Annotated in this window: 8 protein-coding genes; 6 read left to right on the plus strand and 2 right to left on the minus strand. The window is 50.2% G+C overall.

The annotated features are described in order from the left end of the window. The first annotated feature begins 8 nt into the window (after positions 1-8). Complete coding sequence (locus VBY75_RS08120) at positions 9-3,110, plus strand: efflux RND transporter permease subunit (protein WP_416511925.1); 3,102 nt, start codon at positions 9-11, stop codon at positions 3,108-3,110. Positions 3,111-3,400: 290 nt separating this feature from the next. Here VBY75_RS08120 and VBY75_RS08125 read toward each other — a convergent pair whose 3' ends face one another. Next, positions 3,401-4,279 (minus strand): LysR family transcriptional regulator, encoded by an 879-nt coding sequence (locus tag VBY75_RS08125; protein ID WP_416511927.1) that lies wholly within the window; start codon positions 4,277-4,279, stop codon positions 3,401-3,403. A gap of 105 nt (positions 4,280-4,384) precedes the next feature. Here VBY75_RS08125 and VBY75_RS08130 point away from each other — a divergent pair, with 105 nt between their 5' ends. The 5 genes from VBY75_RS08130 to VBY75_RS08150 all read left to right on the plus strand — a co-directional run bounded on the left by VBY75_RS08130 (position 4,385) and on the right by VBY75_RS08150 (position 12,104). Continuing rightward, entirely contained in the window at positions 4,385-5,452 is a 1,068-nt protein-coding gene (locus VBY75_RS08130) for an efflux RND transporter periplasmic adaptor subunit (RefSeq protein WP_416511929.1), read from the plus strand. Further along, positions 5,452-8,505 (plus strand): efflux RND transporter permease subunit, encoded by a 3,054-nt coding sequence (locus VBY75_RS08135; RefSeq protein WP_416512180.1) that lies wholly within the window; start codon positions 5,452-5,454, stop codon positions 8,503-8,505. The genes VBY75_RS08130 and VBY75_RS08135 overlap by 1 nt, the downstream gene beginning before the upstream one ends. Before the next feature lie 141 nt (positions 8,506-8,646). After that, positions 8,647-11,235, plus strand: coding sequence for a bifunctional aconitate hydratase 2/2-methylisocitrate dehydratase (gene acnB, locus VBY75_RS08140; protein ID WP_416511930.1), 2,589 nt, complete (start codon positions 8,647-8,649; stop codon positions 11,233-11,235). Positions 11,236-11,501: 266 nt separating this feature from the next. Continuing rightward, positions 11,502-11,762 (plus strand): type II toxin-antitoxin system Phd/YefM family antitoxin, encoded by a 261-nt coding sequence (locus VBY75_RS08145; protein WP_054489935.1) that lies wholly within the window; start codon positions 11,502-11,504, stop codon positions 11,760-11,762. Between the two features lie 9 nt (positions 11,763-11,771). Continuing rightward, on the plus strand, positions 11,772-12,104 hold the full coding sequence (locus VBY75_RS08150; protein WP_222236469.1) for a type II toxin-antitoxin system RelE/ParE family toxin: 333 nt from the start codon (positions 11,772-11,774) through the stop codon (positions 12,102-12,104). 255 nt (positions 12,105-12,359) lie between these two features. Here the strand turns inward: VBY75_RS08150 and VBY75_RS08155 are convergent, their stop codons facing one another. Continuing rightward, the gene (locus VBY75_RS08155) at positions 12,360-14,102 is read right to left on the minus strand and encodes a DUF885 domain-containing protein (RefSeq protein ID WP_416511933.1); all 1,743 of its coding nucleotides are present in this window, start codon (positions 14,100-14,102) and stop codon (positions 12,360-12,362) included. Between the last annotated feature and the right edge of the window lie 23 nt (positions 14,103-14,125).

Genomic DNA, 14,125 nt, shown 5'->3' on the forward strand with positions numbered 1-14,125 from the left:
GAGGTTTTATGTTAGCTCGTATTATTGAAGCCTCCATACGTAACTCGTGGATGGTGTTACTGCTGTTCTTAGGTTTGGCTTTCTGGGCCTGGCAGTCGCTGCAGCAAACCAAACTGGACGCAATACCGGACTTGTCAGAAGTTCAGGTTATCGTCAAAACCAATTACCCGGGACAAGCGCCGGCGGTAGTGGAGGAGCAGGTGACCTATCCGCTCTCGAGTGTGATGCTGTCCGTACCTAAAGCCACCTCAGTACGCGGGTTTTCGTTCTTTGGCGACTCGTACGTTTACGTTATTTTTGAAGACGGCACTGACCCTTACTGGGCCCGAAGCCGGGTGAACGAATACCTGGATCAGGCGCAAAACCAGCTTCCTGACCAAGTTCGGCCGGAGTTAGGTCCCGATGCATCCGGCATTGGCTGGGTGTATCAATACGCACTGGTTGATGAGACCAACCAGCGTAACCTGGGTGAACTAACCCGCCTGCAAAACTGGTTCCTAAAACAGGAGCTGCAAAGTGTGCAGGGGGTAGCAGAAATTGCCACGGTTGGCGGTATGGTCGAAACCTATCAGGTGGTACTTCAGCCGGAAGCCTTGCATCGTTATAACCTTACCCTGAATCAGGTAAAGCAAACCATTCAGCAGGCCAATAACGAAGTAGGTGGCTCTGTGGTTGAAATGGGCGAAGCTGAATACATGGTTCGTGGCCTGGGGTATTTGAAAAGTGTCGAAGACATTCGCAAAATTCCGTTGCCGCTCACCTCAGAGCAGCAGGGTACGGTGCTGCTGGAAGAAGTGGCTGATATTCGCATTGGGCCCCAGGTACGCCGAGGCATTACCGAGCTGAACGGCGACGGCGAAGTCGTGGGCGGTATTGTGGTTATGCGCCATGGCGAAAATGCCCTACAAACTATTGCCGCCGTTAAAGAGAAACTGGAAGAGCTGAAGCAGGGCCTGCCCGAGGGCGTTAAGGTAGTTCCGACCTATGACCGCTCAAGCCTGATCCAGGCATCGACAGACAACCTCACCACCAAGCTCATTGAAGAAATGTTCTTTGTCGCTGTGGTGTGTATTTTGTTTCTCTGGCATGCGCGCTCGGCGGTGGTGGCCATTATCAGCTTACCGCTGTCGGTACTGTTCGCGGTGTGGATCATGAACATGCTGGGTATCAGCGCCAATATTATGAGCCTGGGGGGAATTGCTATTGCTATTGGGGCACTGGTAGATGCCGCCATTGTCATGATAGAGAACACCCACAAGCATCTGCAGAACTATCAGGAACGGCATCAGATAGTCGCAAAAGGTGCTGCGCGGTTGAAAATTGTTAATGAAGCCTGTCGCGAAGTGGGGCCTTCATTGTTCTTCTCGCTACTGGTCATTACCGTCAGTTTTGTTCCGGTGTTTGTGCTGCAAGGCCAACAGGGGCGTCTGTTTGAACCTTTAGCCTATACCAAAACTCTGGCCATGGCCGCGGCAGCTATTATTGCTGTAACACTGATACCGGTGCTTATTGCGTTATTGGTGCGTGGGAAAATACCTGCCGAAGAAAAGAACTGGCTGTCGCGCGGTTTAATTGCGCTTTACCGACCTCTGCTGGCTTTCACACTTAAGTTTCCTAAAACCATTATTGTGCTGGCCCTTCTGATCACTGCATCTGCCTGGCACCCGTATAAAGAGCTCAATTACGAGCTGATGCCGCCGCTACATGAGGGGGACCTCATGTACATGCCGACGACATTGCCGGGTATCAGTGTTGAAAGTGCCGGTGAGTTGCTACAGCAAACCGATAAGCTCATTGCAGAACAACCTGAAGTTGAGCGTGTTTTTGGTAAAGTTGGTCGTGCTGACACGGCTACCGATCCGGCACCAATGACCATGATAGAAACCAGCATTACCCTAAAGCCTGAAAGTGAGTGGCGTGATGGCATAACCGTGGACGACATTATTGCTGAGCTGGATGAGCGGGTGCAGATACCCGGTGTGACCAACGCCTGGGTACAACCTATCCGTACCCGCATTGAAATGCTGGCTACCGGTGTTAAAACCCCGTTAGCGATTAAAGTCAGCGGTAGTGACTTTCGTGAAATAGAAAAGCTGGCTACCCGTATTGAAGAGACGCTTTCTGAAGAGGGGGCGACAGGTTCGGTCATTGCAGAACGCTCTGGTGGCGGTCGTTATATTGAAATAGAGCCGAAGCTGCGTGAAGCCGCCCGTTATGGCATTAGCCAAAGCGACATTCACGATCATATTCAGTACGCCATTGGTGGAGCGAATATTGCGACATCGGTGCAGGGCAATGAGCGTTTTCCTATTAATCTGCGTTATCCCCGGGAGCAACGCGACCATATAGAGAAGCTGCAAACCCTGCCGGTGAAATCTGCCTCCGGACAATGGCTTACTCTGTCCGATGTTGCTGACATTCGGGTGACTCAGGGACCCGCCATGCTGAAAAGCGAAGACGCCCGCTTAAGCAGTTGGGTTTTTATTGAACCAGCGAAAGGCATCACGGTTAGCGACTACATTAATCAAGTCAGCGGTGCTATGGCTAAAATGGAAATTCCAGTTGGTTACAACTGGAGCTGGACCGGGCAATACAAAGCCATGCAACAGGTGGAAAGTGATTTAAAAGAGATCATTCCGCTGACGCTGTTGGTTATTCTGTTGTTGCTGTATATGACCTTCCGCTCGTTACCTCAGGCACTGCTGGTCATTGGCACTTTGCCTTTGGCTTTAACCGGCAGCCTGTGGTTGATTTACTTGCTGGATTACAACCTGTCACTGGCGGTTATTGTCGGCATGATAGCTCTTGCCGGTGTCGCCGCGGAATTCGGCGTGGTTATGTTGTTGTACCTGAACAATGCCTGGAAAGCCGTGGCTTACAATAAAAACCAGTTAAAGACAGCGGTAGAAGAAGGCGCGTTGCTACGCGTACGACCTAAAGCCATGACAGTGCTGACCATTATTGTTGGTCTACTGCCGATAATGCTGGGCGGGGGTGTTGGTAACGAAGTTATGCAGCGCATTGCCGCTCCCATGGTAGGAGGTATGGTTTTAGCCCCGCTGATCTCTATGCTGGTTATCCCTGCCGTGTTCTACCTGGCCCGGAAATAATGCGGCGTAGCCTGACGTTCACGTCAGGTGAGGTGGCAGATAGCGAGCGCTGGAGGTTGCAGGAACCATTGAGGAGGACGCCCGTAAATACATCCCTGTAGGGCTTGGGCAGCGCCATCCATGGCGCTGCACACCTCCTCAATGGTTCGCAGCAACCGTCAGACGCGCCCACTATCTGCTATCGCACCTAACGCAATTTTGCATCGTGCTTCCCATCCAGCATTTCACCTGACATAAATGTCAGGCTACAGGGTGCACGTAGCCTGATGTTCACATCAGGAGCAATAGCGTTACGCAAACCGCTGCCATATTGCATTGGCAGCAGGACCCAGCGTTCTGTTTGCAGAGCGCACCAAATGAATTTCCAAGCGCACCTGCTGGACGAATCCGGGGATACTGACTTCAACCAACTTGCCTTCTTTAAGTGCATTACTGGCAATGTGTTTTGGAATAATACCCCAGCCAAAACCGGCCATCAGCAGTTCAAACTGGGTGTTAACCTCATTCACTCTTATGCGCTGCTGGCTGGGCAGCCGCAATACCGAGTCTAAGTTAATGCCAATTTCCAGGTTCTGCGGAACCAGCATTGGCAACTCTAATAAATCCTGGCGGCTTTGCGGCATACGACCAAACTCCTTCATCAGCGCGGCTGACATAACCACCGTTAATTCAAACGGCGCCACCGGTAAGGTTTCAAAGTCACCGTACTGACGAAACAAAGGCAGCCAGGGGCACAGGGCTAAATCGGCGGTACCGTTATCAATGCGCTTAAGGGCACGCATTTGTGATTCTCCATCCACGTGCAGCTCGGTAGCAGGGTATTGTTGCTGAATGTGTTGAATGCTGGGCATCCAGAGTTTGCTGTCACAGGTATGGTCATAGCACAGTGTCAGCAAAGGTTCTGCACCGTGTTTCAGTTGGTTAGCCAATGACTGTAGGCGCTGCTGCTGGCGCACCACTTCTTCTGCCTGACGTAAAAAATGGTGGCCCTGTTCGGTAAGCTCCAGACGATAACCATCACGGTTAAACAAGGCAAAACCCGCGTTCTCTTCCAGCTTCTTTAATGCCATGCTCACAGCCGATTGTGTGCGGCCGAGCTGTTCAGCTGTTTTCTGCAGGCTGCCAAGCCGGGCAACGGTGATCATCATGTGAAGGTGAGATAAATTCATTAAGTTTTACTGATGGTCTTTTTAATTTTAATTCAATATAACTGTAACTATACTTGCGGTAAACTTATTGCCATCAAACATCCCGGAAAAAACGGAATTTAAGTCATGCGCTGGTTTAAAATATTCTTAACTGTCGTTGCCGCTGCCACTGTCGTGGCTTGCAGCGAAAAAGCCGAAGTGGGTGAAGAACAGCAAGCGCGACCTGCCAGGTTAATGCAGGTAAGTGAAGCCAATGGTCCTCGTCTGCGAGAGTTTCCGGCTGTGGTCGAAGCGGCGAAAGTGGCTCAACTGACTTTTCGTGTAGCGGGTGAAGTTATTGAACTGCCGGCGCGGCCTGGTACTGAAGTAAAACAAGGGGAGCTTATTGCCCGTCTGGACCCGACCGACTATCAACTGGCGGTGGACCAGGCGAAAGCCCAGTATGAACTTGCGCTATCACAATACGAACGCAATAAAGTTCTGGTGAGCGAAGGGGTTATGTCCGAAGGACAATTTGACCAAATTGAGTCAGAGCTTGCAGTTGCAAAATCAAACTACGAAACCGCTAAAGCTAACCTGCGCTATACCGAACTGACCGCGCCTTTTGACGGTGTCATTGCTAATCTGGCGGTGGAAGCTTATGAAAACATCCAGGCTAAGCAGCCCATTGTTACTTTGCAAATCAGCAACGCCATTGATATCAGTATTAATGTGCCGGAAAAGCTTTTTGCCAAGGTGAAAAAGCAGACCGACTATCAACCGGAAGTGCGCTTCGACGCAGCGCCGGGTTTTACCTACCCGGCTCATTTAAAAGAGTGGGACTCGCAATCCGACGGCGCAACCAACACCTATGAGGTGGTGTTCACGCTACCTAAACCGCAGGACATCAATGTGCTGCCGGGCATGACGGCAACAGTTATTGTCGATATTAATGAGGTGTTGCGCTCTTCTCAAATTGGTATTGTTGTGCCGGCTAAAGCCGTCTTTACCGAAAGCCGGGACGCTTCTTATGTGTGGGTGGTTAGCGACGACATGCGTGTACAAAAGCGCAAGGTGAATGTCGGACCAATGACCAACGATGGGCTCACTGTACTGGATGGGCTCGAAGCCGGTGAAATCATAGTGGTGGCCGGTGTCCATCAGCTGAAGGAAAATCAGCAAGTTCGTGAATGGCAACGCGAACGGGGGCTGTAATGAATATTGCGAAGTACAGTATGGAGCGGAAAACCACCAGTTGGATGTTTTTCCTGGTTCTGTTAATTGGTGGTCTGGTTGCTCTTACTCAGCTTGGTCGGCTGGAAGACCCTAAGTTCACCATTAAGCAGGCTATGGTCATTACGCCGTACTCCGGAGCCTCGGCGCAGCAGGTGGAAGAAGAGGTAACGTACCGGCTGGAAAACGCTATTCAGGAACTCAGCTACGTCGACCATGTACGGTCCATTTCTAAGCCTGGTTTATCGCAAATAACGGTCGAGATGAAAAGCATCTACCGGGCTGAACACCTGCGTCAAATTTGGGATGAACTGCGGCGCAAAATTAACGACGCCAAAACTCAGCTTCCCCCCGGAACCGGCGAGCCTATTATTCGTGACGACTTTGCCGACGTGTACGGCGTGATGATGGCCATTACCGGGCCAGACTATTCCTATAAAGACATTGAGCATTACGCGGACTTCCTGCGTCGCGAACTGGTGCTGATTGACGGGGTTGGAAAGGTCATGTTGGCCGGCGAGCAACAGGAACAGGTGGTGGTTGAAGTTTCTCGTTCACGGCTGGCTAACTTTGGTATTCCACCCAGCCGCATTGCCGGTTTACTGCAAACGCAAAATGCCGTAGCAAATGCCGGGCGGGTAACCGTTGACCAGGAAGCTTTGCGCATTGCCACCAGTGGCGAATTTGCCGACGTTGAAGATATGGAAAAGCTGGTTATCAGTAACCCTGGGGCCGAGCAGCGCATCTACTTGCATGATGTAGCGAACATCTACCGGGAGACCAAAGAGATTCCGGATCATGTGGTTCGTTATAACGGGCAGGCGTCGCTGTGGCTGGCGCTGTCTTTTGCGGACAACGTCAACGTGGTTGAAGTTGGTGAGCGTATCCAGAAACGGCTGGATGAACTGGATTATGCCAAACCAATAGGAATGTCGGTAGACCGTATTTATGATCAACCGCATCAGGTCGAAAACTCGGTAAATGACTTTCTGCTTAACCTGGTTGAAGCCGTTGCTATTGTCATTATTGCATTGCTGCTGACCATGGGTTTTCGCAGTGGGTTACTTATTGGAACCGTATTATTGTTAACGGTTCTTGGCACCTTTATTTTCATGCGACTGGGCGACATTAACCTGCAACGAGTATCGCTGGGAGCGCTCATTATTGCTCTGGGTATGCTGGTGGACAACGCCATTGTCATTGCCGATGGCATTATGGTTGGTATGCGGCGGGGCATGAGTAAAGTAGAAGCCGCTGTTAGTGTGGTGAAGCAAAATCAGTGGCCGCTACTGGGTGCAACCATTATTGGTATTATTGCCTTCGCCCCAATTGGTTTGTCATCAGACGCTACCGGTGAGTTTGCCGGAAGCTTATTCTGGGTGCTGCTCATTTCTTTACTATTGAGCTGGGTAACAGCTCTGACCCTCATTCCGTTTTTAGCCGACCGTTTATACTCCGCGAAGGACATTGGTAATGGCGATGATCAGGACGATGTTTTCTCTCATCCGGTATACCGCGGCTACAAAAAAATGCTGGCGGTTTGTCTGCGGCATCGCATTATCAGCATGGCGGTGATGCTGGCAATGCTGGTTGCTGCTGTGGCCGGATTCGGTCAGGTGAAACAGGCGTTCTTTCCGCCTTCGACAACGCCGCTTTTCTATGTGGATCTCTGGTATCCACAGGGCACCGATATTCGTCATACCGAACAGGATTCAAAGCGCCTGGAAGACTACCTGCTGGATAAAAGCGAAGTGACCTCGGTCTCCACCACCATAGGCCAGGGTGCGCCCCGTTTTACCCTGACCTATCTGGTGGAAAAAAGTTACGAGAGCTACGCACAGTTGCTGGTGCGGGTAGAGGACAAAGACAGCATGGATGCGTTAATGAAGGACATTCGCCAGCGTATTCGTGAAGAGCATCCGGATGTTGAGGACAAACTGATACGGGTTGAAATTGGTCCGGCTACTCCGGCAAAAATTGAAGCGCGTTTCTCTGGACCTGATATTGACGTATTGCGCCAATTAAGTAAGAAAGCGCAGAGTATTTTGGCCGAGGACGAAGGGGCGGTGAATATTCGCTCCGACTGGCGCCACCCAACCAAGCTGCTGCGACCACAATACGACGAAGCGGCGGGTCGTCGCGCCGGTATCACTAAAGAAGACGTTAACAATCTTCTGTTAGCTAACTTTGTTGGCCGACAAATCGGTGTTTACCGCGATGGAACTGACTTGCTGCCAATAGTACAGCGTGCCCCGGCTGCCGAACGTGTTGATCTGGACAACTGGCAGGAATTACAAATTTACAGCCCGGTGTTTGACCGCTTTGTACCACTGGCGCAAGTAGCGCGCTCGATAGATGTAACCTGGGAAGACCCGCTCATATTGCGACGAGACCGTAAGCGAACGCTTACTGTTATGGCTGACCATGATCTACTGACCGATGAAACGGCGGCCCAGGTATTTGAGCGTGTCCGACCTGAACTGGAAGCTATTGAGTTGCCGCTGGGCTATGAGCTTACCTGGGGCGGAGAACACGAAGCTTCGGGCAAGGCTGAAAAAGCACTGTTTGGCGCACTGCCAATGGGTTTCCTGGTTATGTTTATCATTACCGTGCTGTTATTTAACAGTATCCGCCAGGCGGCGGTGCTTTGGACAACAGTCCCGCTGTCTATTATTGGCGTGACTGTCGGGCTGCTGTTGCTGGATAAACCTTTTGGTTTTATGGCATTACTCGGTTTTCTGAGCTTGTCCGGCATGCTGATTAAAAACGGCGTGGTGTTGCTGGAGCAGGTCAATACAGAACTGGACGCCGGTAAAGAAGCGGTTCAAGCCTTAAGCGATGCCGCCGTCAGTCGTGTTCGTCCCGTTGGAATGGCGGCAGCCACCACCATTTTAGGCATGATACCGCTGCTGTTTGATGACTTCTTTGCCAGCATGGCAACAGTCATTATGTTTGGGTTGGGTTTTGCTACCGTACTAACCCTGTTTGTTGTTCCGGTTATGTACGCCATAGTCCAAAGAGTACCGCGCCCGTAACCCGGGCGCATTCATCCCGTTTATACCCTGAATTATCTGATTTATAGCCCTGCGTCATGGGAATTTAACAGCAAAATCCGTATAATGCGCCGCACTAGTGAACCGTCTAGAATTCATGCAAGCAAATGAGAGGTAATATCAGTGCTTAAAGAATATCGTCAGCACGTGGAAGAGCGCGCCGCAGAAGGCATCCCTCCGAAGCCATTAAACGCCGAGCAAGTAGCCGATTTAGTGGAATTACTGAAAAATCCGCCAGCAGGCGAGGAAGAATTCCTGGTTGAGCTTCTGGCCGAGCGTGTACCGCCGGGTGTGGATGAAGCTGCCTATGTTAAAGCAGGCTTTTTAAGCGCCGTTGTAAAAGGTGAAATTGAAAGCCCGGTTGTCAGCAAAGAATACGCAGTAAAATTGCTGGGCAATATGCACGGTGGCTACAACATCGTCACTTTGGTGGAATTGCTGGACGACTCTCAGCTGGCTGAACTGGCCGCTAAAGAGCTGAAAGAAACCATCTTAATGTTCGACGCCTTCCACGACGTGGAAGAGAAAATGAAAGCCGGTAATGCGCTGGCGAAAGAAGTGGTTGAATCCTGGGCAAATGCTGAATGGTTCACCGACAGCGACGAGCTGCCTAAATCAATTAAAGCAACCGTCTTTAAAGTGACAGGCGAAACGAATACCGATGACCTGTCGCCGGCACCCGATGCCTGGTCTCGTCCGGACATTCCTTTGCACGCCAAAGCTATGTACAAAATGCCACGCGAAGGCATTACTGATGCAGGCAAGCAAATTGAAGAATTAAAAGAAAAAGGTCACCCGGTTGCCTTCGTTGGTGACGTAGTGGGTACTGGTTCTTCACGTAAATCAGCGACCAACTCAGTATTGTGGAACATTGGCGAAGACATGCCTGGCACACCAAACAAGCGTGCTGGCGGTATCTGCATTGGCTCTAAAGTCGCACCAATTTTCTTCAACACCATGAAAGACGCAGGTGCGTTGGTGTTTGAAGCCGACGTTGAAAAAATGAACATGGGTGATGTCATCACTATCTACCCATACGAAGGCAAAATCGAGAACGAAGTCGGCGACGTTATCGCTGAGTACGATTATGCGTCTCGCGTTATTTTAGATGAAGTCCGTGCCGGTGGCCGTATTAACCTGATTATTGGCCGTGGCCTGACAGAAAAAGCACGTGAATCTCTGGGCATGGGTCCATCTGACTTATTCCGTAAGCCAGAGCAACCGGCAGACAGCGGTAAAGGTTTCTCGCTGGCGCAGAAGCTGGTCGGTAAAGCTTGTGGCATGGAAGGTGTTCGCCCGGGCGCATACTGTGAACCTAAGATGACTACCGTTGGTTCTCAGGACACTACCGGTCCTATGACCCGTGACGAGTTAAAAGACCTGGCCTGCCTTGGCTTTAACTCAGACCTGGTTATGCAGTCTTTCTGTCACACCGCTGCTTATCCTAAGCCGGTTGACGTTGAAACTCAGCACACCTTGCCTGACTTTATTATGAACCGTGGCGGCGTAAGCTTACGTCCGGGCGACGGTATCATCCACAGCTGGCTGAACCGTATGTTGTTGCCAGATACCGTTGGTACCGGTGGTGACTCGCACACCCGTTTCCCGTTGGGTATTTCATTCCCGGCAGGCTCTGGTCTGGTTGCGTTCGCCGCAGCTACCGGCGTAATGCCACTGGATATGCCTGAGTCAGTATTGGTGCGTTTCAAAGGTGAAATGCAGCCGGGTATTACTTTACGTGATCTGGTTCATGCCATTCCTGCGTTTGCTATCAAAGAAGGTCACCTGACCGTTGATAAGCGCGGCAAGAAAAACATCTTCTCGGGTCGTATCTTAGAAATTGAAGGTCTTGATCACTTAACCGTAGAGCAGGCATTTGAATTGTCTGACGCTTCTGCTGAGCGTTCAGCGGCCGGTTGTACCATCGACCTGTCAGAAGAGTCGGTTGCCGAGTACCTGCGCTCTAACATCACCATGCTGCGTTGGATGATCAACGAAGGCTACGGCGATGCGCGTACGCTGGAACGTCGTGCCCGTAAGATGGAAGAATGGTTAGAAAACCCAGAGCTGACGCGTGCGGACAAAGACGCTGATTACTCTACGGTTATCGAAATTGACCTGAACGAGATAAAAGAGCCTATCGTTTGTTGCCCGAACGACCCGGACGACGCGAAGTTCTTAAGCGAAGTTGCCGGCGACAACGTCGATGAAGTTTTCATCGGTTCGTGCATGACCAACATTGGTCACTTCCGCGCAGCGGGTAAATTGTTAGAGAAGAACTCTGACCCATTAAATACCCGTCTGTGGATTGCACCACCAACGAAAATGGACAAAACCCAGCTGGAAGCCGAAGGTTATTACGACATTTATGAGCGTAACGGTGTTCGCACTGAAATGCCGGGCTGTTCATTGTGTATGGGTAACCAGGCACGGGTAGAGCCGGGTGCAACCGTGCTGTCTACTTCAACCCGTAACTTCCCGAACCGCTTAGGTGATGGCGCAAACGTTTACCTGACTTCTGCAGAATTGGCAGCGGTTGGTGCTATCGTAGGTCGCTTACCAACGCCGGAAGAATACCTGGAGTACGCACAGGACATTAACTCAATGGCTGGCGAAGTTTATAAATACCTGAACTTCGACCAGATGGATGCCTTCCGCGACGCAGAGAAAGCGGCCAAGGAAAACATCATCCCAACCATTAACGTGGCTTAATGAGTGCTTAGGTTGCAAGAACTCTTTACGAGGACGCCCGCAAGTACTTCCCTGTAGGGCTTGTGCAGCGCCATCCATGGCGCTGCAAACCTCGTTAAGAGTCCTCGCAACCGTTGAGCGCACTCATTAGCAACTTATAAAACCGCTTCGGCGGTTTTTTTTGTGTCCGATATTCAGTAGCCTGATGTTCACATCAGGTGAGATATCCTGGCTTGCAGGTGGTCTGTTTATAGTCTATATTTAGACTGTTCAGTCGGGAGAGATCTATGCAGATAAAAACCATTAGTTACATTAAGCAAAATGCGGCGTCACTGAATGTCGAAGAGCCTATTGTTGTCACTCAGGGTGGAAATCCGGTATACCGTATTGAGTCAGAAGCCAGCGCTCGACAGAGAGACGAAGCTATCGCGACACTTAAATTGATGAATCTGGCTGAACGGGATATTCGAAATCAGAATCTTCTATCTCTTAGCGAAGCAAGAGAAAGGCTAGAGCGTGAACTCAGTACAAAGAAGTTTGAGCTTTAGTCCTCAGTTATGAACTACGATGTTCATTTTACGGAGCTCAGTTATAAGACTCTGGCTGTTTTAACCCGCTATATGGAATCTTTTCTGGGCCAGGAAGAAGCTATTAGATTAGGTCATCAACTTCTTGATTTCGCCACCAATAAACTCGGCGATAACCCTTTGCAATTCCCCATTTCTCATGAACTTGAGACGTTAGGTATCACTGACTATCGAGTAATGCTAGTAGATAATTATAAGATCTTGTTTCGTCTGGATGAGAAAGATAAAACGAGTTACGTCATGGCCTTTCTGCGACAGAAACAGAATACCCAAGAGCTGGTTTACCAGATAACGATTTTGTAGTGAGATCTCTGCGCAATAAAACTGATACGTCATTGTTCTGTGTTGGTCAGCGGTGTGTTCGTAAGTCGATAGGGCAGGTTTTTCACTTGTGAGCGTTATGAGTGTTGAGTACTTCTGTGGCGGAGTGTCGAAGGCCATGGATGGCCTTCGTCAAGCCCTCATGGATGAGCTCGTAGCGTCTCCGTCACAGAAGTACTCAATGCTCAAGCGAAATAAGTGAAAAACCTGCCCCTACCTGATAGCGGGGGTTCTGTTCTATTTCTGTTCAGCAATCCAGTCGTTGATGTGTTGCTCGAGTACTTTCAGTGGCACGCTGCCGTTTTCCAGTACTGCATCGTGGAATTCACGAATGTCGAACTTATCAGCCAACTGCTGTTCTGCTTCGTTGCGTAAACGCTTAATAGTCAGTTCGCCAAGCTTGTACGAAAGTGCCTGCGCAGGCCAGGTAATGTAACGGTCAATTTCGGTTTTCACGTTATGCAGTGACAACGCGGTGTTGTTGGCCATAAAGTCCATTGCGCGTTCACGACTCCAGCCTTTGGCATGCATACCCGTATCCACCACTAAGCGTGCCGCCCGCCACATTTCATAGCTTAAACGTCCAAAGTTGCTGTAAGGGTCTTCATAAAAACCCGCTTCCAGCCCTAAGTACTCAGAATACAGACCCCAGCCTTCACCGAAAGCTGAAATGTAGGTCTGCTGACGGTATTCCGGCAAGTCTTCTAACTCACCCGCAATCGCGTTTTGTAAATGATGACCCGGTACCGCTTCGTGCAGCGTCAGCGCTTCCATCTGGTAAAGCGGACGGCGGTCTAACGCGTAGGTATTCACCCAATAAAAACCAGCGCGGTCATCGCGGTTGGTACCTGAATAGCGGCCGGTTGTGTATTTCGGTGCTATCTCAGCCGGAACCGGAGCTATGCCATAAGGTTTACGCGGCAGGGTTTTGAAAAGCTTAGGCAGTTCACCGTCCATTTTCTTCGCTATCCAGGCGGCGTACTGTAGCAACTCTTCTGCTGTTTCCGGATAGAACTGGTCGTCGGTACGTAAAAACTCAACAAACTCGTCAAAGTCACCATCGAAGCCGGTTGCTTCAATGGCTTCCAGCATTTCACCGCGAATGCGAGCAACTTCCTGCAGACCAATTTCATGAATTTCGTCAGCGGTCATATTCAGCGTGGTGTAATGCTTAATACGGTTCTGATAAAAGTCGTCCCCATTGGGTAGCTCGCTGGCACCAATGCTTTCACGTGCACTCGGCAAGTACTCGGTAACCATAAAGGTAAAGTAGTCGTCGTAAGCTGGCATCACCTGGTCATCAATAGCGGTTAATGCATCGCTTTTAAGTTGCTCCCATTGTTCGCTATCAACAAAGCCCGGCTGGTGTGTAAAAGGAGAGAAGTAAACGCTGTCTTTAGCATCCTGCACAATGTAAGCCAGTATACTTTCTTCAAAACCGGCCATAGCGGCTGCAGGCTGGGTGTAACCTTCTTCAATCGCTTTACGCAACCAATGAGTCTGCTGCTCCATGTAACGAGGAATTGAACGCAGTTTTGCTATGTAATTCTGGTAGTCTTCCGCCGATGAAAACGACGTATAAGAAGGCATGAAAGCTAAAGAGCTGTGAAAGCTACCTTCTGCGGTTAATGGCATATAGTGCGCATTAAAGCGGTACTCATCGACCTTGTTCTTTAAGGTGTAGTGAATCATTGCATGGTTTATCTGGTCATCCCGGCTTAGCTCGTTAAGGTTAACGGCGTTCAGCTGTTCAAGCCACTCAGAGCGTTGTTGGTAACGTTGTTCTAAGGCTTCCGGTGACATATCGGTCAGCTCGGTTTCGCTGGACTCATTCAGTCCTTCCCAGATAGTGTCAGCCAACTGATGAAACTCAGCAGCCGGAGTCTGTTGTTGAGCACTGCTACGCTGAGTTTGATTGTCTGCCGTGCTCGCACAGGCAGTCAGTCCAAGCAAACCAAAAATAAGTATCAGATTGCGCATGATTTTTCCTTGCGGTGTCATAA

This window comes from Idiomarina sp. HB (genome assembly GCF_048059115.1).
Classification (GTDB): Bacteria; Pseudomonadota; Gammaproteobacteria; order Enterobacterales; family Alteromonadaceae; genus Idiomarina; species Idiomarina abyssalis.

Bases quoted from the DNA above. Each gene is read 5' to 3' on its own strand.
- VBY75_RS08135 (WP_416512180.1), top strand. From the start codon at position 5,452: ATGAATATTGCGAAGTACAGTATGGAGCGGAAAACCACCAGTTGGATG.
- VBY75_RS08130 (WP_416511929.1), top strand. From the start codon at position 4,385: ATGCGCTGGTTTAAAATATTCTTAACTGTCGTTGCCGCTGCCACTGTC.
- VBY75_RS08120 (WP_416511925.1), top strand. From the start codon at position 9: ATGTTAGCTCGTATTATTGAAGCCTCCATACGTAACTCGTGGATGGTG.
- VBY75_RS08125 (WP_416511927.1), bottom strand. From the start codon at position 4,279: ATGAATTTATCTCACCTTCACATGATGATCACCGTTGCCCGGCTTGGC.
- VBY75_RS08150 (WP_222236469.1), top strand. From the start codon at position 11,772: ATGAACTACGATGTTCATTTTACGGAGCTCAGTTATAAGACTCTGGCT.
- VBY75_RS08145 (WP_054489935.1), top strand. From the start codon at position 11,502: ATGCAGATAAAAACCATTAGTTACATTAAGCAAAATGCGGCGTCACTG.
- VBY75_RS08155 (WP_416511933.1), bottom strand. From the start codon at position 14,102: ATGCGCAATCTGATACTTATTTTTGGTTTGCTTGGACTGACTGCCTGT.